The organism is Dyella humi, from assembly GCF_044904605.1.
GTDB lineage: Bacteria > Pseudomonadota > Gammaproteobacteria > Xanthomonadales > Rhodanobacteraceae > Dyella_B > Dyella_B humi.
In genome coordinates this window covers 1,958,874-1,983,255 of sequence record NZ_JADIKI010000023.1, presented here as the reverse complement: position 1 = coordinate 1,983,255, position 24,382 = coordinate 1,958,874, and the positions used below count along the sequence as shown (strand labels likewise).

The following is a 24,382-nucleotide window of genomic DNA, read 5'->3' as shown; positions in this document are numbered from 1 at the left end:
CTTTGCCTTTTGCTTTAAGAGCAAATGGATTCCCGCTTTCGCGGGAATGACGACCAGGCAAGATTGAACCTATTCCTTCAACCGCGGCACTCCATGCACATCGCGCTCTTCAATCGCGATCGGCCGCGTATCCAGCCTTCCACCAATCACATTGCTTTCGGGCAGCGGTTCCGTGACGTCGCCACGCCCCAGCGCAATCGCATTGCGATAGCAGCGCTGCGCAAGTGCAGTGTCGCCCATGCCATCGTAGGTATCGCCCAAGGCTTCCCACGCACTCGCGCTCGGTACCAGGGCCAGCGAACGCTCCAGATACGGGCGCGCCTTGCTCCATAGATGCAGTCGCGCGCTCATGCGGCCAAGGGCCAGCAGCAGGCTGGGATCGTTGGGATGCGCGTCGAGCCAGCCTTCGGCGCGGCGTAGGCGTGCATCGAGATCATCGCCGGCCAGTTGACCGTAGGTTTCCACCAGTTGCGGCGACCATTCACGGCGCAGCGCGGATTCCACTTCGTCCATCGCTGGCAGCACCAGTCCATGGCTGGCGGCCTTGCGCGCGTAGGCGTCGACCACCGCCGGAGCACGACGCTGCGCCTTGGGCAGTTGTGACCATAGCGTGTTCAACACGGCACCATCGCCGGCCGCCTGGATGCTGGCAACCAGCACCAGCGTTTCCAGTGCGCTGTAAGCGCGAGCACTCATCACGCCGCTTTTCTGCAGCGGTTCAAGCGCGCTGCGTGCGCGACGGGTATCACCGGCCGCCACGGCCGCCAGCACGAACTCGCGCCAGCCGCCGGGGCTCAAGTTGCCGCTGTCGGCTTCGGGGCTGAGCAGTGCAAGTGCTTCTGCGGCTTTGCCATCGCGACGCAATACGCGCGCGCGCAACACCCGTGCTGCGCGCGGAGCAACTTGCGAAGCCTGGTCCAACGCTTCCAGCGCACGTGCATGTTCCCCACGGCGCGATGCGGCTTCGGCGGCGGCAAGCAAGGCCGGACCGCGCAGCTTATCCAGTCGCGATGCGCGATGCAGATCGCGCTCGGCATCGCCGTGGCGGCCTTCCATCAAGGCGACCAGGCCATCGGCAAGACTCTGCCGGCTCACGCGGCGATGCCGACGCGAGAACGCACCGAACGGCCAGCGCACCGAACGCCACAGCACACCGAGCAATGCCCAGAGCAGCAACAGGATCACTACTGCAGCCAGCAAGCTGGTCTGCACGGTGAAGCCGCGGAAACGCACCAACACGTAACCCGGGTCTTCAGCGATCCAATGCCAGCCGAACGCCGCCAGCGCGGCGACGATCACCAGCGCCAGGATCCAGCGCCACAATTTCATGGCTTGGCTCCGTTGGATGGCGTGGCGTTGTCGCTAGTCGGCTTGAGTGCATGCACCGCGCGCAGGTTGCGTAATTCGCTCAAGGCAGCGCCGAGCTTCACCGGCGCGCCGGGCTTGAGCTGGCCCTGCCATGCGGTGATGCGCTGACGCGCCTGCTGCACCGCGGGCGATTGCGTATCGAATTGCGCGGCCAGCCCCGCATCCGCGCGCTTCAAGGCGGCGATACTGCCATCGTCGTCCCACGCCAGCAGTGCAGCTTGAGCCTGGGCGAGATCCAGGGCTACCAGTTCACGCGCGATGCGCGCGTCGGCAATATCGATCGGTGCGCCGTTGTCGCGCTGAATCTGGATCACGCCGTACAACGCGCGACGAATGCGCGCCCATACACCGGTGCTTTCCTGCGCGACCGGTTGATCCAGCGGTTTCAGCGGCAGATTGGGCAGATCGTTGCGCAGCTGCATCACGCCGTCGATCAGTTGTGAGGGATCGGCGGACTGGTTTTTCACCAGCGCTTCGTGCTCGGCATCGATGCCCTGGCGCACGCCGTTGAAGGCGTTGTCGTTCACGCCGGCCAGGGTCTGGCTGGCCAGGGCGAAGGCCTGTGCTGCGCCTTGCGCATCGTGGAACAGGTTGTAGCGCTCTGCGCCCATGCGCAGCAGGGATTCGGCCTCGTCCAGGCGCATGGCGTCCTGACCCGAGAGGGTCTTTTCGGACAGCTTGCCGACGGCTTCTTCCAGGTCGCGCATGCGCTGATCCTGCGACAGCAGTTCTTCGCGCAGGGAGCGATTGACCTGATCGGCATCATTCAGGCGCTGCAGCAACAGATTGCCTTGGCTGGACGTGGTGGACAGCGTGTGATCAAGGGTGTTGACTCGCTCTTCCAACGTGGCCGTGGTGCGCAGCGCCTGGGCGTTGACGTGCAGCAGTTGCCATTGCCGCCAGGCGACGTAGCCCACGCCGACGATGGCGATCAGGGCCAGCAGCAGCGCCAGCGCGAGGGCGCCTCCGGAAGGACGCGCCGGCGGCACGGGTCGGCTGCTGCGCGCAGGGTCGGGGGGCGTGCCCATGCCGGGCGTGGTACGTACGTCGGAAGTGAGATCGTCCTGGCTCATGCGCGCATGCTAACAGCCTGTGACGCCTGCATCGTGGCATGCCTGTGAACAGACCTCACAGGCCGCCGCCAGCAGGTCGGCCTGGATGGCCGAAGCCGCCCTGTGAATGCGCAGAAAGCCAGCCGCGTGGGCTGCCGCTCCGATCCGCTCGCTGCTGACGATGGCCATTGCCTCGCACAGCTGTTTCCATGCCACGGCAGGCAATTGCTCGCGCAGGTTCTGCAGCGCTTCGGCGCTGGAAATCAGCACGCAGGCGTTGGGCGTCAGCTGCTGCACGGCTTGGACATGCCGCCGGTTCAACCTGGACGCGGAACGCTGGTACACGTGCACTTCGCGCACCATCGCGCCACGTTCCGCCAATTGCTGCTGCAGCAGGCCGCGTCCGCCGGGAGCGGTGATCAGAGCGACACGCCGGCCCTGCACGTGCTGCAAAGACGACAACGCCAGTACGCCTTCGCTGTCCTGCCGCGATGCAGGCATCTGCGCCGCGATGCCGTGCCGCTGCAAAGCCTGCGCTGTGCTGCGTCCTACGGCCACGATCGAGCCATGCGTATGATCGAAAGACGCGAGGGTCCATGCGTAACGCACGGCGGCGGGGCTGGTGAAGATCAGCACGTCGCCGCGCTGTGCTTCGTGCCATTGCTGTTTGGCGTGTTGCTGATCGGAAACGGCCCGCAAGGACAGACCTGGCAACAATAGCGGGATGCCTCCCAGCGCCTTGACCATTTTTGACAGCGCGGTGCCTGTGCCTGCGGGACGTGTGATGACCACCGTGCAACCGGAAAGCTTGCCGCCACCCGCTCCCTCTCCCCTCTGGGGAGAGCGTTCTTTCCCTTCGCCTTCTCCAAGGGGAAAGCGGTGGGGTGAGGGCCTGGGCTTGCCAGAATGCGCACGACTTTCGCGGGTCATTTACTTAGAGTGCTTTGCGGGAGAGAAACGAGTTTGATCGCAAGATTGCCCCTCACCCCAACCCTCTCCCCGGAGGGGAGAGGGAGCAGGTCTTTGCAAGTGTAGCGTCTACACTAGCCGGCTCCTCCCCGCACAACAGACCGATGAACAAACCTACTCTCCTCGCCGCCGCCCAGGCTCTGGTGACTTTTATCCACGACGGCATCCCGCTCGCTCGCAACATGGAGCTGAAGCTGGGCAGCTATGACGGCGAACGCCTGGTGCTGAACTGCCCGCTGGCACCCAACATCAACGACAAGGGCTGCGCGTTCGGCGGCAGCCTGACCAGCCTGATGACACTGGCCGGCTGGGGCCTGGTGGAACTGGCGCTGCGCCGACGCGGCGAGGATTGCGACCTCTACGTGGGTAAATCCACCGTGCGCTACCTCGACCCCGTATGGGGCGATTTCCAGGCCGAGGCCGCGCTTGCCCATGGTGGGGACTGGGAAACTTTCTTCGCCACCTTGTCGACGCGCAATCGCGCGCGCATCGCGGTGCACTGCCAGGTGCCCGGCGAAAACGGCAAGCCGGCCGCCACGCTTGAGGCACAGTTCGTGGCGAAGCGCCGCGCCGCTGCGGCAGAATAGGCTTTCTCTGGAGGGGATGCTCATGCGCCGTATCGTCGGTCCGATCCTGCTGTCGACCATGCTGCTGCTGTCTGGCTGTGCCACCGACAAGCGCAACGACTCGCTCACCCACACCATGATCGCCTATGCGAACGCGGTGCGCTGGGACGGTTTCGAGGCGGCAGAGCAGTTCGTCGATCCCAAGATACGCGAGGCGCATCCGATCACCGACCTGGATCGCGCGCGCTTCAAGCAAGTACAGGTCAACGACTACGACGACGGCAACGGCCCGGTGCCCGCCGGCGAAAACGAAGTACGCCAGAACGTGCACATCAGCCTGACCAATGTGCACACGCAATCCGTGCGCACCATCGTCGATCGCCAGCTGTGGCGCTACGACCCGGAAAAGAACAAGTGGTGGCTTGAGACGGGGATACCGAATCTCAATCAGGGGGAGTGAGATTCTTCCTTCTCCCTCCGGGAGAAGGTGCCCGCAGGGCGGATGAGGGTTCGGGTGGAACGCTATACCGACTTCTTGCACGAGTCTTTGTGATTACGCGCTGATCGTACCCTCACCCCATCCCCTCTCCCGGAGGGAGAGGGGCTATAATTCGTCGTTTATCCAAGCCTATTTGCGCCGGTGGCCTACGCATGAACGACTTTCTCCACAAGCTGCCCCAGTTCGTGGGCAACCATCTCGCGCTGTCCCTGCTGTTGGTGGTGCTGGTGATCGCACTGATCGTCACGCAGATCATGGTGCTGCTGCGCAAGTACACGGAGCTGACGCCGGCCGGCCTTACCCAGCTGATCAATCGCGACAGTCCGCTGCTGATCGATCTGTCAGCCATCGCCGATTTCGAAAAAATGCACGTGCCGGGCGCGAAGCACGTTGCCATGAGCCAGTTCGACCCGGAACACAAGGACCTGGCCAAAGCGCGTGAACTGCCGGTAGTGGTGATGGACAAGGACGGTCGCACTACGGACAAGGCCGCGCAGCGGCTGATCAAAGCGGGCTTCACCCGTGTCTACACGCTTGGCGGCGGCGTGCTGGCCTGGCAGCAGGCGCAGTTGCCAGTGGCGAAGGGCAAGAACTGATCGCAGAGGGCAGCCAACGCCCTCTTATTCCTCTGCAGCAATACCCGCTCGCCCGGCCAGAATCTGCGCCAGCACATCCGGCGCATACTCGAACGAGTCGAAATAAAGCCGGTCTTCCGGCAGGCCAGCCTCGATGAACAGCTTGCGCCCGGCGTCGATCATCGCCGGCGGTCCGCTCATATAGACGTCGTGGTCGGAAAGATCCGGGTGATCCTCCAGCATCGCTTCGTGCACCAAGCCGATGCGCAAACCTGCGCTGCGCAGTTGTTCCGGATCGGAAAGCACAGGATGAAAACGCAGATTGGGCTTGCCGGCCGCCCACTGCTCGGCCAGCGGACGCAGGTACAAGTCCGCCTCGCTGCGTGCGCCCCAATACAGATCGATCGGGCGGCGCGTACCCAGCACCAGGAAATGCTCGAGGATCGCTTTCACCGGCGCGAAACCGGTGCCGCCGGCCATGAAGATCATCGGCCGCTCCGAATCCTCGCGCGGCACGAAGGTGCCGAGCGGGCCCTCGATGCGCAGCGTGTCGCCCTCTTTCAGCACGTCGCTCACCCATGAGGTGAAGCCGCCGCCGGCCACGTGGCGCACGTGCAACTCAATCACGCCATCCGCTTGCGGCCCATTTGCAATGGAAAACGGGCGGCGCCGGCCTTCGTCCAGCAACACGTCCAGATATTGCCCCGGCAGCCAGTGCATCCGCAGTTCGCCCGGTACGGGCTGCAGATGTAGGCCGATCACATCGGGCGCGAGCTGCCATTTGCGGCTCACTTGCACGTCGAGCTGACGCCGCGCGATGTCCTCCACCGAGGTGACCTCGCGCGCTTGCACCAGCAGATCGCTAGCAGGTACGGCCTGGCACAGCAGCACAGCGTGCTGCATGCGATCGTGCACATCCAACGCCGTGGGCGGATTACGCGGATAGTCGCAGCGGCCCTGGAGCAGCGTAGCCTTGCAACTGCCACACACCCCCGCGCGACAGGAATAAGGCAATGCGATGCCCGCGCGCTGTGCCGCTTCCAGCACGGTTTCGCCGGGCAGGACTTCGAAGCGGCGGCCGGAAGTAGTCAGAGTGACGGTAAACACAAGGCGCATTGTCGCCGCTGGGGTGGTCGGCGGACAATGCGGGCTTCCCTCGCGAGTATCAATCCATGGGCATCTGGAAACAGAACACCGACCTCAACCGTCTCGATGGCTGGCGGCGCAACACCCTGTTGGATGTGCTGGACATCCGCGTTACCGCCATCGGCGAGGACTGGCTGCAAGGCACGATGCCGGTGGATCACCGTACGCATCAGCCGTACGGGCTGCTGCATGGCGGTGCGTCGGTGGCGCTGGCCGAGACGCTCGGCAGTACCGCGGCGATGCTCACGCTCGATCCGGAAAAAGAACGCGCGGTGGGGTTGGATATCAACGCCAACCACGTGCGCGGCGTCACCAGCGGCACCGTGACGGGCACGGCGCGTCCGCTGCATCTGGGGCGGTCGACGCAGGTGTGGGAAATCCGCATCGAGGACGAAGCCGGCAAGCTGGTATGCATCTCGCGCCTCACCATGGCGGTCGTGCCGGCGACCGCCGTGGGTGCGCGCTGAGACATGCCCAACGAGACGCCTTACGCGTGCCTAACACCCGATCTCGTGCTGGATGCGATCACCGCCTGCGGTCTATGGCCGGACGGCCGCCTGCTCGCCTTGAATAGCTACGAAAACCGTGTGTGGCAGGTGGGGCTAGAAGAAGGGCCGCCCGTCATCGCGAAGTTCTATCGCCCCGGCCGGTGGAGCGACGCGGCGATTCTGGAAGAACATGCATTTGCGCAGGAACTGGCCGAGGCCGAACTGCCGGTTGTCGCACCAGTGCAGTTCGCAGAACGGACGTTGCTGCATCACGACGGTTATCGCTATGCATTGTCGCCGCGACACGGCGGCCGCGCGCCGTCGTTGGAATCGGCCGATCAGCTGGAGTGGCTCGGCCGCCTGATCGCACGCATACACAGCGTCGGCGCACGTGCGCGCTTTGCGCATCGCGGCACCATCGATCGGGACACGCTGATCGCACAGCCGATGCAGGCGGTGCTCGCTTCTTCGTTACTGCCCTCAACATTGCGCGAGCACTATCGTCTCGCCGTAGAACGCGTAGATCGCTTGGTCGCGGTGCGTTTAGAAGCAGTCAGTCCGGTGCGCATGCTTCGCCTGCATGGCGATTGCCATCCGGGCAACGTATTGTGGACCGACATCGGCCCGCATTTCGTCGATCTCGATGACGCACGCATGGGCCCCGCCGTGCAGGATCTGTGGATGCTGGCCCACGACGAACGCGCGATGGAAGCGCTGCTGGAAGGCTATGCTTCAATGCGTGATTTCGATCACGCGGAGCTTGCGCTGATTCCCGCCCTGCGCGCCATGCGACAGGTGCATTATGCGGGTTGGATCGCGGCGCGATGGCATGATCCGGCGTTTCCAGCAGCGTTTCCGTTCGTGGCCGAGCCGCGCTGGTGGGAACAACACATGACGGACCTGCATGAGCAGGCGGATGAACTCGAATAATTTATTCTTTGCTTGGGGTGTTGCATGCGTCAGATTCTGTTTCGCTTGATCGGTATCCTGGAAATCGCTGGCGGCTTCTACGGCATGGCAATCTTGCTGCCCCGCCTGTTAGCGTCAGGACCGCTGCACACCGCGGTGATCCAGTTGATCGCTTTCGCCCTCTACGCGTTCGTGCTGGTGGCAGGCGTGCTGCTGCTGGAAAACAGCGAGCGCGGCATCCGCTTCTCCAGCATCGCCCAATTGCTGCAACTGCCGGTAATCGGCACACCAATCTTCAGCTACGGGCTATTTTGCGGCGCTTTCATCAATGTGTTCAGCACGCTGCATTTGCATCCGGAGCTGAGTTGGCGCTTCGCCAGCCAGGGGTTCAACCTGGCTTTTGCGGGGCCGTCGGTGTCGTACCTGGGCTTGAATCTGCTGGCGTTGTTGTCGTGGTTGATTCTCAAGTTGCGGTAATCGTCACCTCCAGCGCAACTTACTCCTCCCCCTGCTTGCAGGGGGAGGTTGGGAGGGGGTGAACACTTGCGGGAAGGTTCACGGCAAGTGCTCACCCCACCCCAGCCCTCCCCTGCAAGCAGGGGAGGGGGTGAGTCTTCGCAGTTATAGGCGCACTGCATTCTTCAAACTGCCTAACGAGAACAAACCGCTATCATTAGCGAATGAATAGCCCCGCCGAACTCCCCGTCATCCGCCTAAAATCCGACCGTACGCCCGGCCACCCCTGGGTGTGGTCGGCGCAGGTGCATAAACCCGAATCGCGTATCCCGCCTGGCAGCGTGGTGGATGTGGTCGATGCCAAGGACCGCTTCGTCGGGCGCGGCTTCTGGAACGGGCATGCGCGCATTGCCTTGCGTCTGCTCACCAACGATGCGCACGAAGCAGTCGACGCGGAATGGATCGCAACGCGTATCGACCGCGCCATCGCGCTGCGTCGAGAACTATTGCAACTGGACAACGTCACCGACGCCTGGCGTGTGGTGCACAGTGAGGGCGACGGGCTATCCGGACTGATCGTGGATCGTTATGCCGACATCCTGGTGGTCGAATATTTCGCCGCTGGTATGTGGAAATTCCGCGATGTCATCCACGCGGCGTTGCTGCGCCAGTTTCCCGGTGCGCGGCTGTACTGGTTCGCCGAGAGCCACGTGCAGAAACAGGAATCCTTCGACTGCCGTGTAGCGGAGGCACCCGAACCAGTGGAAGTGCACGAGCACGGCCTGCGCTTTCACGCTGCGCCCGGCTACGGACACAAAACCGGCTTCTTCGCTGATCAGCGCGAAAACCGTCGACGCTTCGCCGAACTCGCGCGCGGTCGGCGCGTGCTGGACCTGTGCTGCAATGCTGGCGGCTTTGCCGTGCACGCAATGGCCGGCGGCGCGCGCGAAGCCACTGGCGTGGACATGGATGCGGGCATCCTGGAAATCGCCCGCGCCAACGCAGCGGCCAACAACCTGGCCATCCAGTTCGAACAAGCCGATATCTTCGACTGGCTACGCCAAGCCGTGGCGCGCGGTGAGCGATACGATGCGGTGATTCTCGATCCGGCCAAGCTCACGCGCGATCGCAACAAAGTGATGGATGCGCTGAAGAAATATTTCGCGATGAATCGGTTGGCGCTGGACGTGATCCCGCCCGGCGGTCTGCTGCTCACCTGTTCTTGCACTGGCTTGGTCAGCGAAGCGGATTTTCTCGAAATGCTGCGCCGCGTGGCGCTCAATGCAGGGCGCGAGATTCAGATTCTGGAAACGCGCGGTGCGGGCGCAGATCACCCGATACGCACCGATGTGCCGGAAAGCCGCTACCTCAAGGCCGTATTCTGCCGCGTGGACTGAAAATTCACCGCGCACCTCTATGGCCGCGGGAATGACGGCCGAGGGGATTACGCCATAGCAGCATCAACACATACGACAACACTAAGAACGCAAGCCACAACACTGCCGCATTGCGCAATGTCAGCGTATAACCAAGCTGCGACACATCGATGAAGTGATACGGGTAGCGGCCGATCAACGCGCCGCGCAGCAGCACATAAACGAAATAGATCACTGGATATAGGCTCCACCAGAGCGGCGCCGTCCAGCGTAACGCCGTGCGTCGCAACGCGATCACGCTGTAAATCAACACCAGCGTCGGCACGATGTAATGCAACAGCACATCGGCTATCAGCTGCAGACCCTGCGGGTTCCAGACGTGGCGCAGCAGCGCGAAATAGGCCACGCCCACGAAAGCGATGCTAGCCGCCACCCAGCCGATCGCGATCGGCTGCGCGAAGAAGCGCCCCAGCGTCGTGGCCGGCAACGCCGCCGGCCACGTGGTGGCCACGCCGACCAGGATGTTGGTGAGCACCGTGAAATACCCGAAATAGATCGCCAATCCTTGCACCGTGCTCATCCCCATCGAATCAGTCAGGCGCAATGAAAGGTAGAGCTGCAAGACCACCCCGAACCAGGCGACGAAGGCGATCAGTGCAGCCAGCGGTTTGCTCCTTTCGATCGATGCGCTCATGCGAGTTCCCGAAGATGCGTGGCGACGCGCCGATACTACCCCGGCGAGGCAATCTCAGGGATTGATACAAGTGCGCGTAAACTGTGCACTGGTACTACCGGAATGGCCCATGTCTCTGCTCGATATCTCCATCGCCCTGCTTGTCGTTCTGCTCGTACTGCAGGTGCTGATCCTGCTGCGAGGGCGCAGCGATGCCGGTGTCCAGACCCGGCTGGATGGCCTGAAGGACGACGTGCGTCATCTGCGCGAGGCTCTGGCGCAGGAGCAGCGCGCGGGTCGCAACGAGCTGAGCCAGGCGCTGACGCAATTCGGGCAGCGCCTGGATACGCTCACCGAACGCACGGATACTGGTCTGCAAACGCTATCTCAGCGACTGATCGAGGAAACACGCCGCGGCCGAGAGGAACTCGCTGCCACGCTCAACCAGCTCGGCGAACAACAAAAGCAGCAGCTTGCCACGCTCACCGCCGACAACGAAAAGCGCCTCGGCGAAGTGCGCACTACGCTAGAAACCAAACTCACCGCGATCCAGCAGGACAACGCGGCGAAGCTGGAGCAGATGCGCGCCACTGTCGACGAGAAACTGCAATCCACGCTGGAAACGCGACTCGGCGAGTCGTTCAAGCTGGTGTCCGAACGGCTGGAAGCGGTGCAGCGCGGCCTGGGTGAAATGCAATCGCTTGCCAGCGGCGTGGGCGATCTCAAGCGCGTACTGAATAATGTGAAGACGCGCGGCATTCTGGGTGAAATGCAACTCGCCGCGCTGCTCGATCAAATGCTCACGCCCGAGCAATACGCCGCCAATGTCGCCACCGTGCCGGGTTCCGACGAGCGCGTGGAATTTGCCGTCCGCCTGCCCGGTGGGGACCGCGACGACCAGGTCTGGCTGCCGATCGACGCGAAATTCCCGCGTGAAGACTACGAGCGTCTGCTCGACGCGCAGCAAGCAGCGGACCTGGATGCGATGGAACGCACCGCCGCCGCGTTGGAACGCCGCGTGCGCGACGAAGCCAAGACCATTCGCGCCAAGTACATCGCGCCGCCTGCCACTACCGACTTCGCCATCCTGTTCCTGCCCACGGAAGGCCTCTACGCGGAAATCATCCGCCGCCCTGGGCTGTTCGACAGCCTGCAGCGCGAACAGCGTGTGATCGTGGCCGGCCCCACCACCCTTTCCGCTCTGCTCAACAGCTTGCAGATGGGTTTCCGCACGTTGGCGATACAAAAGCGCAGCAGCGAGGTGTGGCAACTGCTCGGCGCGGTGAAGAACGAATTCGGCAAATTCGGCGATGTGCTGAAGATGGTGCGCAAGAAGCTGGACGAGGCCGGCAAGCATATCGACGCCACGGCAGTGCGCACGCGCGCGATCGAACGCAAGCTGCGGGATGTGGAGTCGTTGCCCGGGGAGCAGACGCAGCAGTTGCTGGAGGAGTCGCTGGGTAGCGATGAGGAAGTTACCGAGGATTGACCACTAGGCGAGTACAACTACCTCTCCCCCCGACGAGAGGGGACAATCTTGCGAACCACTGCAATAGATACGATAAGGCCGTCATTCCCGCGAAAGCGGGAATCCATTTTGCCCTGATGCAAAGGCAACGATGGATTCCCGCTTTCGCGGGAATGACGGCTTTATGGTCTTATGAGGATTCCATGCGAGGTTGTCTCCTCACCCTAGCCCTCTCCCCGAAGGGGAGAGGGAATAAGGCCCTCAGCTCAACGCATGCGCCGATGCCTGCGCAATCAACGTCTCATCCGGCCGCACACCCGTATAAAGCACGAACTGCTCCACCGCCTGCAGCACGATCACCTCAGCGCCGGTAATCACGGGCTTTCCCAGCGAACGTGCCAACTTGATCAGCAGCGTCTCCGGCGGCAATGCCACTACATCGAACACTGCGTTGGCACGCTCCACCGTTTCACGCTCAAAAGCGAGCTGGTCTTTTTCCGGACCTTCCATACCAATCGGCGTTACGTTGACCAGCAAATCCGCCTGCACGCCCAACATATCCGCAGCCCAGCCGAAACCGCTTGTTTCCGCGAGCTTTCGACCAGTCGCTTCATTGCGCGCAACGATCGTCCCAAGTCGGAACCCAGCATCACGAAATGCGCAGGCCACCGCCTTGGCCATGCCGCCGCTGCCGCGTAAAGCCAGGTGCATGTCGGTGCCAAGACCATGCTGCTCGATCAGGCTGCGTACGGCGATGTAATCGGTGTTGTACGCGCGCAGATGACCATCGTTGTTGACGATGGTGTTGATGGAAGCGATCGCGGCGGCCGAATCGTCGATGCTGTCGACCAACGGAATGCAAGCCTCCTTGAACGGCATGGAGACCGCACAGCCGCGTATCCCCAGCGCGCGAATGCCGCCGATCGCCGCAGGCAGGTCGCGCGTGGTGAACGCCTTGTAGACGTAGTTCAGGTCCAGCGCTTCGTAGAGAAAATTCTGGAAGCGCGTACCGAAATTGCCCGGCCGGCCGGACAGGGACATGCAAAGCTGGGTGTCGCGATTAATGGATCGGGTCATGGGGAAAACTCTGGCAACGAATCGATATGGGCTTGGGGAAACCCACCCCCGACCCTACCATCTTGACGCGAGCGTTACACTTGCATGTCTTGAGCCCCACCAAGGAAGCCGCATGAGCGAGCACGAGCCCACCGATGTCACCCGCGAACAGGCCGAAGAGGCGGTGCGCACCCTGTTGCGCTGGGCCGGCGAGAATCCCGCGCGCGAAGGCCTGCTCGACACGCCGCGCCGCGTGGTGAAGGCTTATCGCGACTGGTTCAGCGGGTATCAGATCGATCCGGGCGAATACCTTCGCCGCACCTTCGAAGAAGTGGCCGGCTACGACGAAATGGTCGTACTGCGCGATATCGAGTTCGAAAGCCACTGCGAGCACCACATGGCGCCGATCATCGGTCGCGCGCACGTGGGCTACCTGCCGACCAACCGCGTAGTGGGCATCAGCAAGCTGGCACGGGTGGTGGATGCTTACGCGCGCCGTTTCCAAGTGCAGGAAAAGATGACCGCGGAAATTGCGCGCTGCATCCAGGAGAACTTGCAGCCCGCAGGCGTGGCCGTGGTAGTCGACGCCAGCCACGAGTGCATGACCACGCGCGGCGTGCACAAGCGCGGCGTTTCGATGGTCACTAGCCAGATGCTCGGCGCGTTCCGCGATGACGCGCGCACTCGCGCCGAATTCCTCGACTTCATCGGCATCCACGGCGGCCGTCGCTGATGCGCTTGGGCCTCGCGCTCCTGCTACTGGGATTGACTATCGCCGCGTTTGCACAAAGCACGGCGGCTGGTCTATTTCAGGCCATGGACAGCAACGGCGATGGCCGGATCAGCGAGGCTGAATACGTGACTTACATGAGCCAGGGTTTCTATCGTCGGGATCTCAATCACGATGGCGTGCTGGAACCGGAAGAACTGCCCGGCGGACATGGCAAGCCGGTGACGCTCAAGGAATGGCAGAACAATCTGCGCCGCGAGTTCCATCGGCTGGATCGCCATCACCACGGGTACATGAGCCCGCAGGAATTGATGCAGCCGCCGCAGTGAGTCCTCTTTGAGTCCTCAACCCTTGCTGGCATAGATATCTATACAAACACTAGGAGCAGCTCCCTCCCCTGCTTGCAGGGGAGGGTTGGGGTGGGGTGAGTACTAGCCTCAGACTTTCTCGCAAGTGTTCACCCCCTCCCAACCTCCCCCTGCAAGCAGGGGAAGGGGCCTGTTCGACGTTTCGTTTTGCTATGACGGAGGTGGTGTAGTTACCTATGCCCGGCAGAGCACCGAAACTAAGGCCGCGACATTTTCTGCACACCACCGCCCATGCCAAGCCACGCCGCATCGGCTATCGTTGCGTCTTTGGCCTTGCCTAGTGGCTCCCCGCGCTCCCCGCATGGATACCGCACCCACCGTTCCCTCTTCCCGCCAAGCGGCCGCATTCGCCTTCATCTTCGTTACGGTGATGCTGGATATGCTGGCGTTCGGCATCATCATTCCCGTGCTGCCACACCTGATCGTTGAACTCAGCGGCGGCAGCATCGCGCAGGCGGCGGTGTGGTCGAGCGCGTTCGGCACGGTTTATATGCTGATGCAGTTCGTGTTTTCGCCAGTGCAGGGCGCCTTATCGGACCGCTTCGGCCGCCGCACAGTGATCCTGATCTCCAGCTTCGGATTGGGGATCGATTTCATCGTGATGGCGATCGCGCCGTTGGTGTGGCTGCTGTTCGTCGGCCGCGTCGTGTCCGGCATTTGCGCGGCGAGCTTTTCCACCGCCAACGCCTACATTGCCGACATCGTACCGAAGGAAAAACGCACCGCGGCCTACGGCATGCTGGGTGCGGCATTCGCCATCGGCTTCGTCGTGGGTCCGGCCTTGGGTGGTTTCCTCGGACATTTCAGCATCCGCCTGCCGTTCTGGGTCGCGGCCGTGCTATCGCTGATCAACTTCTGCTACGGCTTTTTCGTGCTGCCGGAATCGCTGTCGCCCGAGCGCCGCGCCAAGCGCTTCGAATGGCGTCACGCAAACCCGTTCGGTGCGCTGGTGCTGCTGCGTCGCTATCCGCAAGTGTTTGCGCTGGCCACGGTGTATTTCCTGATCAACCTGGCGCAGTTCTCGCTCAACGCCACCTATGTGCTTTACACCGATTACCGTTATGGCTGGGGTTCGCAAGCGGTGGGCTATACGCTGGCGCTGGTCGGGCTATGCAGCGGCATCGTGCAGGCCGTGCTGGTGCGTCGGTTGATGCCGAAACTGGGCGAACGACGCCTGATCATGATCGGCCTGCCGCTGTGCGTGGTGGGCTATCTGGTCTTCGGCCTGTCTTCGGTGGCGTGGGTGTTCCTGCTGGGCATCCCCTTCCTCTGCCTGGGCGGCCTCGCCGGACCGCCCGCCCAGACGTTGATGACGCAGCAGGTGGATCCACACGAACAAGGTCGCCTGCAAGGGGCATTGAGCAGCCTGGCCAGCCTGGCCGGCATCTTCGGGCCGGCAGTATTTGCCAACTTGTTCGCCTTGTTCATTAGCGATCACGCCCCCATGCATTTGCCCGGCATCGCCTTTGTGCTGGCGGCGTTGCTACTAGTAGTGGCGACTGGTATCGCGAGTTACGCGATCCGGCACGTGCACACTGTTCCATCCACCGACGCACACCCGGCCGCATCGCTGCATGGTGAACTTTCACCCGTAGCGGACGTGATTGGCCACGAACCCTTACCTCATCGTCACCCGGAGTCATCCCCATGAGCCTTTCGATGTACCAAGCTTCTGTACCACTGTTCGTGCGCGCGCTGACCAACCTGCACCACGTGCTCAAGCTCGGGGAAAAACACGCCAACGAAAAAAGCGTGGAAGGTTCGGTCATGCTGCACAGCCGCCTGATTCCCGACATGCTGCCGCTGGTCAAGCAGGTGCAGATCGCCACCGACATGGCCAAGAACGGCACTGCCCGCTTGGCCGGTGTTGATCCGCTGAAATTCGAGGACAACGAAACCTCGTTCGACGAGCTGTACTCGCGCATCGAACGCGCCGTCGACTACATCAAGAGCTTCAAGCCCGAGCAGATCGACGGCAGTGAAACGCGGGCCATCACGCTGAAGACCCGCAACGGTGAGCAGCACTTCGAAGGCGAAGCGTATCTGCTGCACTTCGTCATTCCTAACCTGTTCTTCCACTGCACTACGGCCTACGCCATTTTGCGTGAGGCGGGGGCGCATCTTGGGAAGCAGGATTTCATCGGCAAGGCGTAAGGCTGTTTTTCCTCGCGCAGGGCGATGCTTTCGCCCTGCGCATTGCCCATCGAGTTAGTGGACTTTTCGCTACATCCCGATTCGCATTTCACTATTCCGCGCACGGCAAGTTTTCGTACAAATCCGTGGCGCGTCGATCGCCCTACTCTCACCCCCAAAGTCACAGCGACTATCCCTACATCAAATTAGGTGACGTCCGATTGTTGCGAAAACGTTAGTGGCCTATTTGATCACTACGGTTTGCAACGCTTTTCCTTTTAGGGGTTGAACCGTAAGACCGTGACTGTTGCCTCTAAGCCGTATACCCGGCTTGGGGAGGCTTTCGCATTTTTATCAAATGTCGCTCGTTGCAACGCAAGAGAGAAACAGCGATTCCAGGGAGAGATCACCTTGAAAACAGGAAACACTTTTAATTACTCATTGTTGGCGTTGGCATGTGCTGCTGCGTTGGCAAGCACGAGCGGGTTTGCTCAAAACAATCAATCAAACTCCAATGTTTCAAGCCCAAAGAAACTTGAGGCTGTTACCGTCACGGGTTCCTTGATTCCCCAGACTCAAATTGAAACGTTTACGCCCACGACCACCATCACCTCCCAGGAACTCAAGTCCAGAGGTTTCTCATCGGTTGCTGACGCGCTTCAGCAAATGACGTTCTCCACCGGCAGCATTCAGAACTCGCAGACGACCAATAGCTTCACGCCGGGCGCAAAAACCCTAAGCTTATTTGGTCTTCCGGTGGGTTACGTGAAGTACCTGATCGATGGCCGCCCGATGTCGAGCTTCTCTGCGCTTTACAACAGCACTGACGTTTTCACCAACCTCAATACGATTCCAACCGATCTTGTCGACCACATCGACATTCTTCCCGGTGGTCAATCCACCCTGTACGGCTCAGATGCCATTGCTGGCGTCGTCAACATTGTGATGAAAAAGAAGGTCGATGCTCCCGTCATCGACGTGCGTTACGGCTGGGACCAACAGGGTGGTGGCGCAAACCGCCACATCAGCTTTGCCGATGGCTTCAGCTTCGGCAAGCTCAACTTGATGGTTGGTGCGCAGTTCGAAAATACGCAGCCGGTGTGGTCCAAAGATCGCTCGATGACGTCGCACTTCTTCGAAAGCGGCACGTCGCCTGCTACCGCAAGTCGTGACTACCTCGTGTACAACAGCGACACAGGCAGATATTTGATGGCAGATCCCAACCGCTGCGCTTTGACCACCGGTCAATTCAACGGCACCGAAGGTCTACGCAACCGCGATAGATTTGGCGAGTACTGCGGTTCGTTCTACTCTCCCGGTCAATCCACGCTGTCTAACGGCAGTAAGACGGCGAACGTCTATACACATGCGACATTTGACGTAAACGACAACGTTCAACTGTACAGCGATGTCATGTTGAACTTTGATCGCGAAAAATACAGTCCAGGCTCCTCAGTTCTCTGGTGGGGAACTAGCTCGAAATATGGTGAGTTCTACGACCCGAATCTCGACACTACGGTCAATCTTCAGAAGGCTTTCAGTCCTGAGGAAGTCGGCGGCTTCCAAAACATCATGTACAAAACCTACGAGCGTAACTATACGTTTACGTTCGGTGTCAAGGGCGCGCTCGGCGCATCCAACTGGGACTATGACGCATTTGCCATGCACGCCGAAGACAAGCTGAACGAAATGAACTTCGCTCGCTTCTCGGAGCCGATGGAAGCCTTTTTTGCCAACCGCGTACTTGGCCCCAATCTCAGCTCCGGCCCAGATGAATACACTTTCAATCCAAACTATGCTGCGTTCTACACACCCATTTCTAACGCAGACTTCCGAAGCTTTACCGGCTACACCTCTACCAACAGCAAGACATGGCAAAACACAGGACGTGTAACGCTGACCAACCCATCACTATTCCAGATGCCAGGCGGCGACGCCGGCGTTGCCTTCTTACTGGAAGGTGGTAACGAGGGGTGGGATTACGCCCCTGATGCACGTTTGCTGAGTGGCGATGTATGGGGAACCTCTGCCGTACAAGGTGCAGGCCATCGTTCTCGTTACGCCATGGCAACGGAATGGAGGCTGCCACTGTTATCGCAACTGACGCTGAGCGCTTCAGCTCGCTATGATGCATTCAACGTTGCGGGATCCACGGTAAGCAAGCCCACTTACAACGTAGGCCTTGAATATCGTCCGTTCGACATGCTGCTGCTACGTGCTCGCTATGGCACGTCCTTCAAAGCCCCAACGCTAGCTGATGAATTCCAAGGTCTGAGCAGCTACTACGCCACGCCAACGGACTACTACAACTGCGCAAAATTGGGTTATAGCGCAGCTGAAGCTCCCATTAGGTGCCCAACACAGTACAACGGAGCGTTCGTACGCGCGGAGCAATCGGGCAATCCGGATTTGAAGCCCATTTCTTCTACCAACTGGAGCGCTGGCCTGGTGTTCTCGCCAGTGTCGCGGATGGCTCTGTCGATGGACTTCTATCACTGGAACATCAAGGATGAGGTCAACATCCAGGACACCAACCAACTTCTGTTGCAGGAAGCTGCCTGCCGACTTGGCGAACTTGATATCAATTCACCGACCTGTGCAGCGGCCATCAACCAGGTCACGCGCAATGCGAAGGGCGAAATCACCGAAATCTATACGCCCAAAGTTAACGTATCCAACGAAACACTCGATGCTATTAGCGCGGGCTTCAACTATACGTTTGGCATTGGCTCTTTCGGCGAGATCAATACAAACCTGGGTTATACCAACATCCTTCAGCACAAGCAGCAGCAGTATGCAGGCGATCCATACATCGACCTGCTGCGAAACCCGTACTACAGCACCGACTTCAAAACGAAGTTGAATGCCTCGCTGACGTGGAAGCGCGATGATTGGAGTGCCACGCTCTATGCCACCCGCTATGGCAAGTCACCAAACTATCTGGCATCGATCGACGTTGCCACCCCGTACCAGAAACCGGCAGAAGGCACCTTACCGGCATGGGTTATTTACAACGCCAGCGTTTCTTATAGTCCGATCCCCAACCTGAAGCTGTCCGCTGTGGTTGACAACCTGCTTAACACGATGCCACCCAGGGACAACAGCTATCCGGGAACGTTGTCCGCACCTTACAACCAGGAAAACTACAACGTGTTCGGGCGTACGTTCTTCCTGGAGGCTAATTACAAGTTCGGCAAGTAAACGCGTATTGGGCCCTGCATTCCCTTGCAGGGCCCTTTTGTCTACTTCCCGCTTGAGATTGCACATTGAATCGGCTCGATCAGGCCCTATGACAGGCACATCAACAAAAGTTGCAGAGGATCAACATCGTGACCAACCCAACTCGCTTAAAGATCGACTTCGTCTCCGACGTCGTCTGCCCCTGGTGCGCTATCGGCTTGAAGTCGCTGGAACAGGCGCTGAAGCATCTGGACGGCGAAGTCACGACGGAATTGCATTTCCGCCCCTTCGAGCTGAACCCGCAAATGGTGCCGGAAGGCGAGGATGTGGCGGAGCATTTGGCGCGCAAGTACGGCAGCACGCCGGAGCAGATGACCAAGAATCAGGAAGGCATCCGCCAGCGCGGTGCGGCGGTGGGCTTTACTTTCAACATGGACAAGCGCAGCCGCATCTACAACACCTTCGATGCGCATCGCCTGCTGCATTGGGCGGAACTGCAGGGGCGGCAGCAAGCACTGAAGCTGGCTTTGCTGGAAGCCTATTTTGGTCGCGGTGAAGATGTCAGTTCGCATGACGTGCTAGCCCGAGTGGCCGGCGAAGCGGGTCTGGACGCCGCGGCCGCGCGCGAGGTGCTGGACAGCGGCCGCTATGCGGATGAAACCCGCGAGCAGGAACGCTTCTACCAGCAGCAGGGCATTCGCGCCGTGCCGTCAGTGATCGTCAATGGCAAGTACCTGATCCAGGGCGGCCAGCCACCCGAGGTGTTCGAGCAGACCCTGCGCAAGATCGTCGCCGAAGCCTGAGAGAGCGATCCGGCGCAGCGCTGCCGGGCGACGTGAGACAATGGCGCGCCGTTTCTCCCGCCCTGCTCCGCATGCTGCGACTCACCGACATCAAGCTACCCCTGGATCACCCTGAGGAAGCGCTAACCGCCGCCATCCGTGCGAGGCTGCACGTTGGCGTGTCGGCCATTCGCGGCTACTCGGTGTTCCGGCGCGGCTTTGATGCGCGCAAGCGCGGTGCGATCCAGCTGATCTACACGCTGGACGTGGATGTGGCCGACGAAGCCAAGCTGCTGGCGCGCTTCGCAGATGATCCGCACGTGCGCCTCACACCGGACACTGAGTACCAGTTCGTGGCGAAGGCGCCGGAAATATTTTCACGCGACATCCCTGTCGCGAAGAGCAAAACTCTTCAAGAACATCCCCATCGCCCGGTGGTAATCGGCTTTGGGCCGTGCGGCTTGTTCGCAGGGCTGGTGTTGGCGCAAATGGGTTTTCGGCCGATCATTCTGGAACGCGGCAAGGCAGTGCGCGAGCGCACCAAAGACACCTGGGATCTGTGGCGCAAGCGCAACCTGCATCCGGAATCGAACGTGCAGTTCGGCGAAGGTGGCGCGGGCACGTTTTCGGACGGCAAGCTCTACAGTCAGATTTCCGATCCCAAGCACTACGGTCGCAAAGTGCTCACGGAATTCGTGAAGGCCGGTGCGCCGGAAGAAATCATCTACGTGAGCAAACCGCACATCGGCACCTTCCGCCTGGTGACGATGGTGGAGAACATGCGCCAAGCCATCGAAAACCTGGGCGGTGAAATCCGCTTCGAACAGCGCGTGGATGACCTGCTGGTCGAAACCGATGCGGACGATGTCCGTCACGTTCGCGGCGTCACGCTCGCGAGCGGCGAGCAGATTCGCACCGATCATGTGGTGCTGGCGTTGGGTCACAGCGCGCGCGATACGGTCGCGATGCTGCACAAGCGCGACGTGTACCTGGAAGCGAAACCATTCTCAATCGGCTTTCGCGTGGAGCATCCGCAGTCGATGATCGATCGCGACCGATTCGGCCCGCAGGCCGGCCATCCACTGCTCGGCGCGGCGGATTACAAGCTGGTGCATCACTGTCGCAACGGCCGTTCGGTGTACAGCTTCTGCATGTGTCCGGGCGGCACAGTGGTGGCCGCCACCAGTGAGCCGGGCCGCGTGGTCACCAATGGCATGAGCCAATACTCGCGCAATGAGCGCAATGCGAATGCAGCCATCGTGGTGGGCATCGAGCCCAGCGATTTTGCACCTTATGACAACAGCGGAAGCCCGCTTGCCGGTATCACTCTGCAGCGCCACCTCGAAAGCCTCGCGTTCGAACTGGGCGGCGGCACTTACGACGCACCCGGCCAGCTCATCGGCGACTTTCTCGCCAGCAAGGCATCGACGACGCTCGGTGATGTCATGCCTTCCTACAAACCGGGTGTGCACCTCACCAATTTGGCGCCAGCACTGCCGGATTACGCGGTGGAAGCCATCCGCGAAGCCATGCCAGCCTTCGATCGCAAGATCAAAGGCTTCGCGCGACCGGATGCGATTTTTACCGGCGTGGAAACACGCACCTCTTCGCCAGTACGCATACGCCGCAATGATGACGACTTACAGAGCCTCAACACGCGCGGCTTGTTTCCTGCCGGCGAAGGTGCCGGTTACGCGGGCGGCATTCTCTCGGCGGGCGTTGATGGCATTCGCATAGCGGAAGCCGTAGCGCTGAGCATCACCCGCCAGGAAGTGCATGCTTACTGACGCGCTCAAGGACAGCATTCGCGACGCTTACGCACGCGTGAAGGACGGCCTGCCCGGCTTTCGCGCACGCGCGGCGCAAACGCGCATGATTGCCGAAGTCGCCAAGGCGCTCGCGCAAAGCGGCGGCGCAGCGGTAATCGAAGCACCCACCGGCACCGGCAAATCCATGGCCTACCTGATTGCCGGCGTGGAAGCGGCGCGGGCGCTGAAGAAAAAGCTGCTGATCGCCACCGCCACGGTCGCGCTGCAGGAACAGCTGGTGGAGCGCGATATTCCGCTATATCTGAAACTCAACGGCCGCGAACTGAAAGTGGCGCTCGCCAAGGGACGCGGCCGTTATGTGTGTCCGCGCAATCTGCTTATGGCGGGTAGCAGCCTCGGCGAGAACGTGCAGATGGGCCTGGGGCTGGATACGGATCTCGCCCTTTGGAGCAAGCCGCCGGCGGAACGCGACAAGCAAGTGCTGCGCAAGCTCACCGACGCGTTCGACCGCAACGAATGGAACGGTGACATGGACGCCGCGCCTGAAACGCCGGGCGACATGTTGCGCGCGATGATCACCACCAGCACGGGTGGCTGCACCGGACGCCGCTGCGCGCACTTCATGATGTGCCCGTTCTTTGCCGCGCGCCGCGCCGCTGCGGATGCGGACATCATCGTTGCCAATCAGGACTTGGTGCTTTCCGATCTCACCTTGTCTAGCGGCGAGGAAAGCTGGGGCGGCGTCTTTCTGCCCAAGCCGGAAGAAACGCTTTACGTGTTCGACGAAGCGCATCACATGCCCGGCAAGACCATCGACCGTGGCGCCTCCGACGTATCGCTTGGCACGGCGGTACGACAGATCAGTCGACTGGGCCGCCAGGTACACGCAGCCTATTCGCTGACCGACAAGGAAGTGATCGGCAAGCTCACGCTCGATGCCGGCGACGGGAAGCTGCAAGCGCTGAGCGATGCACTAGAAGACCTGGAAAAGGAAATCCGCCAGTCGTGGATGCCCGATCCGGCGGAAACCGAACCCGTGTACCGCGGTTCGCTGGGGCAATTGCCCGATAACTGGGTACATCACGCCACTCTGCTTTACATCGCCAGTGCCGAAGTGCAGCGCTGGCTCACCGCCGTGCGCCGCACCGTGACCGAGATGAGCGAAGGCGGCCCCACTCAGGAAGCCTTGGCGCGCGAGCTGGGTATCGCGCTCGAGCGCATCGATCGGCAGGTGCGAACCTGGCAGGCATGGTCAAGCGACGATCCGGAACATGCGCCGCCACTAGCGCGCTGGGTCACGCTGTCGCACGATCAGCAACTGGTTTGTCATGCCTCTGCGGTTTCCGCGGGCGGGCTGTTGCGAAACATTCTTTGGGACAACGCCAGCGCGGTGGTGATGACCTCCGCCACCTTGAGCGTGGGCGGCAATTTCCGCGGTTTCGCCGATGCGGTGGGATTGCCGGATGACGCGGTCACTGCCAGCCTGCCTTCGCCATTCGATCTCGGCGCGCAAGCACGCCTGGAAATTCCATCGATATCCGCACTGCCCGATGCGCGCGAACAGCACGCGCAGGAAATCACCGAATGGCTGGCCGAACACCTGGATTGGGATGCTGGCAACCTGGTGCTATTCACCTCACGCGCAAAGCTGGAACGCGTGCTGCAGCGCCTGCCGATCGACAAGGTGCGTAAAGTGCGCGCGCAAGGCTCGCTGGGCAAGACGCAATTGATCGCCGAACACGTAACGGCGATCGAAGCCGGCAAGGGCAGCACGCTGTTCGGCCTGGCATCCTTCGGCGAAGGTCTGGATCTGCCTGGCAAGCTGTGTGAAACGGTGGTGATTACGCAATTGCCGTTCGCCGTGCCTACCGATCCGGTGGGCGCCACCTATGCCGAATGGCTAGAATCGCGCGGACGCAATCCGTTTATGGAAGTCGCCGTACCGGAGGCCACGCGCCTACTCATTCAATATTGCGGCCGCCTGATTCGTAGCGAGACGGATCGCGGTCGCATCGTGCTGCTGGATCGCCGTGTCATCACGCGGCAATACGGCAGCCAGATGCTGAAAGCCTTGCCGCCGTTCCAACGTGTGATCGAGCGTACCGCATGAGCATTATCCGCCTGCGCGATTGTCCTGCCGTGCCGTGGAAAAACGGCATGGGGCGCACGCGCGAATTGGCCGTCTATCCGGCTGGCGCGAGCATGCAGGATTTCATCTGGCGCGTAAGCGTGGCAGAAGTGGACAGTGCCGCGCCGTTTTCTTCGTTCGAAGGCGTCGATCGTCACATTGCGCTACTGGAAGGCAAGGGCTTTACGATGACGCTGGACGATGGCCACAGCCATGCGCTCACCACGCCCTTCTCGCCTTTCGCGTTCCCTGGCGAAGCAAAGGTAACGGTTGCGCTGCACGGTGGAACGACACGCGATTTCAACCTGATGCTGCGGCGCTCGAAAGCGAGCGGCGAACTGGTGACCTGGGAAGATCCGGGCCGGCAGGTGGTCGATGATGCGGTGGCGCTGATCTACTGCGCGCGCGGACATGTCGATACGGCGGATGGCCGCTTGCAGCCCGGGGATGCTTGGCTGCCGACGCCGTCGACGGGGCGCGTGTCGCTGGATATCGGGACATTGGCACTTGTCGCGCGGGTGGAATTGCGCGGGAATTAGCTCTTAGCTCGTCATTCCGGCGAAGGCCGGAATCCAGTCGAATGAACCATGCGAAGCATTCGACATAGATGTTGTGTGCTTCGCACGACGTTATTTCACTGGATTCCGGCCTACGCCGGAATGACGACTAGGTAATATGACGCTTCACCGAC

At 61.2% G+C, this 24,382-nt stretch carries 23 protein-coding genes; 17 read left to right on the top strand and 6 right to left on the bottom strand.

Features of this window, described 5'->3' with window-relative positions:
* Nucleotides 1–69 precede the first annotated feature (69 nt).
* Genes ISP18_RS19925 through ISP18_RS19915 form a run of 3 tightly spaced genes read right to left on the bottom strand, consistent with a single transcriptional unit; the run spans nt 70 to nt 3,212 of the window.
* A complete protein-coding gene (locus ISP18_RS19925) occupies nt 70–1,329 on the bottom strand; it encodes a heme biosynthesis protein HemY (protein ID WP_380011560.1) in 1,260 nt (419 codons plus the stop codon).
* Nucleotides 1,326–2,441 carry a uroporphyrinogen-III C-methyltransferase gene (locus tag ISP18_RS19920; protein ID WP_380011557.1) on the bottom strand — a complete coding sequence of 372 codons (1,116 nt, stop codon included), beginning with the start codon at nt 2,439–2,441 and terminating at the stop codon, nt 1,326–1,328. Before ISP18_RS19920 ends, ISP18_RS19925 begins: the two co-directional genes overlap by 4 nt.
* A gap of 9 nt (nt 2,442–2,450) precedes the next feature.
* The gene (locus ISP18_RS19915; protein WP_380011554.1) at nt 2,451–3,212 is read right to left on the bottom strand and encodes a uroporphyrinogen-III synthase; all 762 of its coding nucleotides are present in this window, start codon (nt 3,210–3,212) and stop codon (nt 2,451–2,453) included.
* A gap of 281 nt (nt 3,213–3,493) precedes the next feature.
* Here ISP18_RS19915 and ISP18_RS19910 point away from each other — a divergent pair, with 281 nt between their 5' ends.
* The 3 genes from ISP18_RS19910 (at nt 3,494) to ISP18_RS19900 (ending at nt 5,050) form a co-directional block, all read left to right on the top strand.
* Nucleotides 3,494–3,976 (top strand): YiiD C-terminal domain-containing protein, encoded by a 483-nt coding sequence (locus ISP18_RS19910; protein WP_380011551.1) that lies wholly within the window; start codon nt 3,494–3,496, stop codon nt 3,974–3,976.
* Between the two features lie 22 nt (nt 3,977–3,998).
* Nucleotides 3,999–4,415 carry a hypothetical protein gene (locus ISP18_RS19905; RefSeq protein WP_380011548.1) on the top strand — a complete coding sequence of 139 codons (417 nt, stop codon included), beginning with the start codon at nt 3,999–4,001 and terminating at the stop codon, nt 4,413–4,415.
* Nucleotides 4,416–4,606: 191 nt separating this feature from the next.
* On the top strand, nt 4,607–5,050 hold the full coding sequence (locus ISP18_RS19900) for a rhodanese-like domain-containing protein (RefSeq protein WP_380011545.1): 444 nt from the start codon (nt 4,607–4,609) through the stop codon (nt 5,048–5,050).
* Between the two features lie 24 nt (nt 5,051–5,074).
* Here ISP18_RS19900 and ISP18_RS19895 read toward each other — a convergent pair whose 3' ends face one another.
* Nucleotides 5,075–6,145, bottom strand: a complete 1,071-nt coding sequence (locus tag ISP18_RS19895) for a 2Fe-2S iron-sulfur cluster-binding protein (RefSeq protein ID WP_380011542.1) — start codon at nt 6,143–6,145, stop codon at nt 5,075–5,077.
* 56 nt (nt 6,146–6,201) lie between these two features.
* Here ISP18_RS19895 and ISP18_RS19890 point away from each other — a divergent pair, with 56 nt between their 5' ends.
* From ISP18_RS19890 to ISP18_RS19875, 4 genes are all read left to right on the top strand, one after another.
* Nucleotides 6,202–6,642, top strand: a complete 441-nt coding sequence (locus ISP18_RS19890) for a hotdog fold thioesterase (RefSeq protein ID WP_380011539.1) — start codon at nt 6,202–6,204, stop codon at nt 6,640–6,642.
* 3 nt (nt 6,643–6,645) lie between these two features.
* Entirely contained in the window at nt 6,646–7,593 is a 948-nt protein-coding gene (locus tag ISP18_RS19885) for a serine/threonine protein kinase (protein ID WP_380011536.1), read from the top strand.
* Nucleotides 7,594–7,617: 24 nt separating this feature from the next.
* Nucleotides 7,618–8,049, top strand: coding sequence for a hypothetical protein (locus ISP18_RS19880; protein ID WP_380011533.1), 432 nt, complete (start codon nt 7,618–7,620; stop codon nt 8,047–8,049).
* 203 nt (nt 8,050–8,252) lie between these two features.
* Nucleotides 8,253–9,425 carry a class I SAM-dependent rRNA methyltransferase gene (locus tag ISP18_RS19875; RefSeq protein ID WP_380011530.1) on the top strand — a complete coding sequence of 391 codons (1,173 nt, stop codon included), beginning with the start codon at nt 8,253–8,255 and terminating at the stop codon, nt 9,423–9,425.
* 4 nt (nt 9,426–9,429) lie between these two features.
* On the opposite strand, the gene ISP18_RS19870 is transcribed toward ISP18_RS19875, so the two are convergent.
* The gene (locus ISP18_RS19870; protein ID WP_380011527.1) at nt 9,430–10,098 is read right to left on the bottom strand and encodes a Pr6Pr family membrane protein; all 669 of its coding nucleotides are present in this window, start codon (nt 10,096–10,098) and stop codon (nt 9,430–9,432) included.
* A gap of 109 nt (nt 10,099–10,207) precedes the next feature.
* Here ISP18_RS19870 and rmuC point away from each other — a divergent pair, with 109 nt between their 5' ends.
* A complete protein-coding gene (gene rmuC / locus ISP18_RS19865; protein WP_380011524.1) occupies nt 10,208–11,566 on the top strand; it encodes a DNA recombination protein RmuC in 1,359 nt (452 codons plus the stop codon).
* A gap of 240 nt (nt 11,567–11,806) precedes the next feature.
* On the opposite strand, the gene ISP18_RS19860 is transcribed toward rmuC, so the two are convergent.
* Entirely contained in the window at nt 11,807–12,622 is an 816-nt protein-coding gene (locus ISP18_RS19860; protein ID WP_380011521.1) for a shikimate 5-dehydrogenase, read from the bottom strand.
* Between the two features lie 112 nt (nt 12,623–12,734).
* On the opposite strand from ISP18_RS19860, the gene folE reads away from it, so the two are divergent.
* The 9 genes from folE to ISP18_RS19815 all read left to right on the top strand — a co-directional run bounded on the left by folE (nt 12,735) and on the right by ISP18_RS19815 (nt 24,230).
* A complete protein-coding gene (gene folE, locus ISP18_RS19855; protein ID WP_380011518.1) occupies nt 12,735–13,334 on the top strand; it encodes a GTP cyclohydrolase I FolE in 600 nt (199 codons plus the stop codon).
* Entirely contained in the window at nt 13,334–13,660 is a 327-nt protein-coding gene (locus ISP18_RS19850) for an EF-hand domain-containing protein (protein WP_380011515.1), read from the top strand. The genes folE and ISP18_RS19850 overlap by 1 nt, the downstream gene beginning before the upstream one ends.
* Nucleotides 13,661–13,784: 124 nt before the next feature.
* On the top strand, nt 13,785–15,350 hold the full coding sequence (locus tag ISP18_RS19845) for a TCR/Tet family MFS transporter (protein WP_380011512.1): 1,566 nt from the start codon (nt 13,785–13,787) through the stop codon (nt 15,348–15,350).
* Nucleotides 15,347–15,853, top strand: a complete 507-nt coding sequence (locus ISP18_RS19840) for a DUF1993 domain-containing protein (protein ID WP_380011509.1) — start codon at nt 15,347–15,349, stop codon at nt 15,851–15,853. The genes ISP18_RS19845 and ISP18_RS19840 overlap by 4 nt, the downstream gene beginning before the upstream one ends.
* A 390-nt stretch (nt 15,854–16,243) precedes the next feature.
* Nucleotides 16,244–19,033, top strand: coding sequence for a TonB-dependent receptor domain-containing protein (locus ISP18_RS19835; protein ID WP_380011506.1), 2,790 nt, complete (start codon nt 16,244–16,246; stop codon nt 19,031–19,033).
* 128 nt (nt 19,034–19,161) lie between these two features.
* Nucleotides 19,162–19,815, top strand: coding sequence for a DsbA family oxidoreductase (locus ISP18_RS19830; RefSeq protein WP_380011503.1), 654 nt, complete (start codon nt 19,162–19,164; stop codon nt 19,813–19,815).
* A 71-nt stretch (nt 19,816–19,886) separates the two neighbouring features.
* Nucleotides 19,887–21,581 carry an NAD(P)/FAD-dependent oxidoreductase gene (locus ISP18_RS19825; RefSeq protein WP_380011500.1) on the top strand — a complete coding sequence of 565 codons (1,695 nt, stop codon included), beginning with the start codon at nt 19,887–19,889 and terminating at the stop codon, nt 21,579–21,581.
* On the top strand, nt 21,571–23,673 hold the full coding sequence (dinG, locus tag ISP18_RS19820; RefSeq protein WP_380011497.1) for an ATP-dependent DNA helicase DinG: 2,103 nt from the start codon (nt 21,571–21,573) through the stop codon (nt 23,671–23,673). Before ISP18_RS19825 ends, dinG begins: the two co-directional genes overlap by 11 nt.
* On the top strand, nt 23,670–24,230 hold the full coding sequence (locus tag ISP18_RS19815) for a HutD/Ves family protein (RefSeq protein WP_380011494.1): 561 nt from the start codon (nt 23,670–23,672) through the stop codon (nt 24,228–24,230). Before dinG ends, ISP18_RS19815 begins: the two co-directional genes overlap by 4 nt.
* Nucleotides 24,231–24,382: the final 152 nt, after the last annotated feature.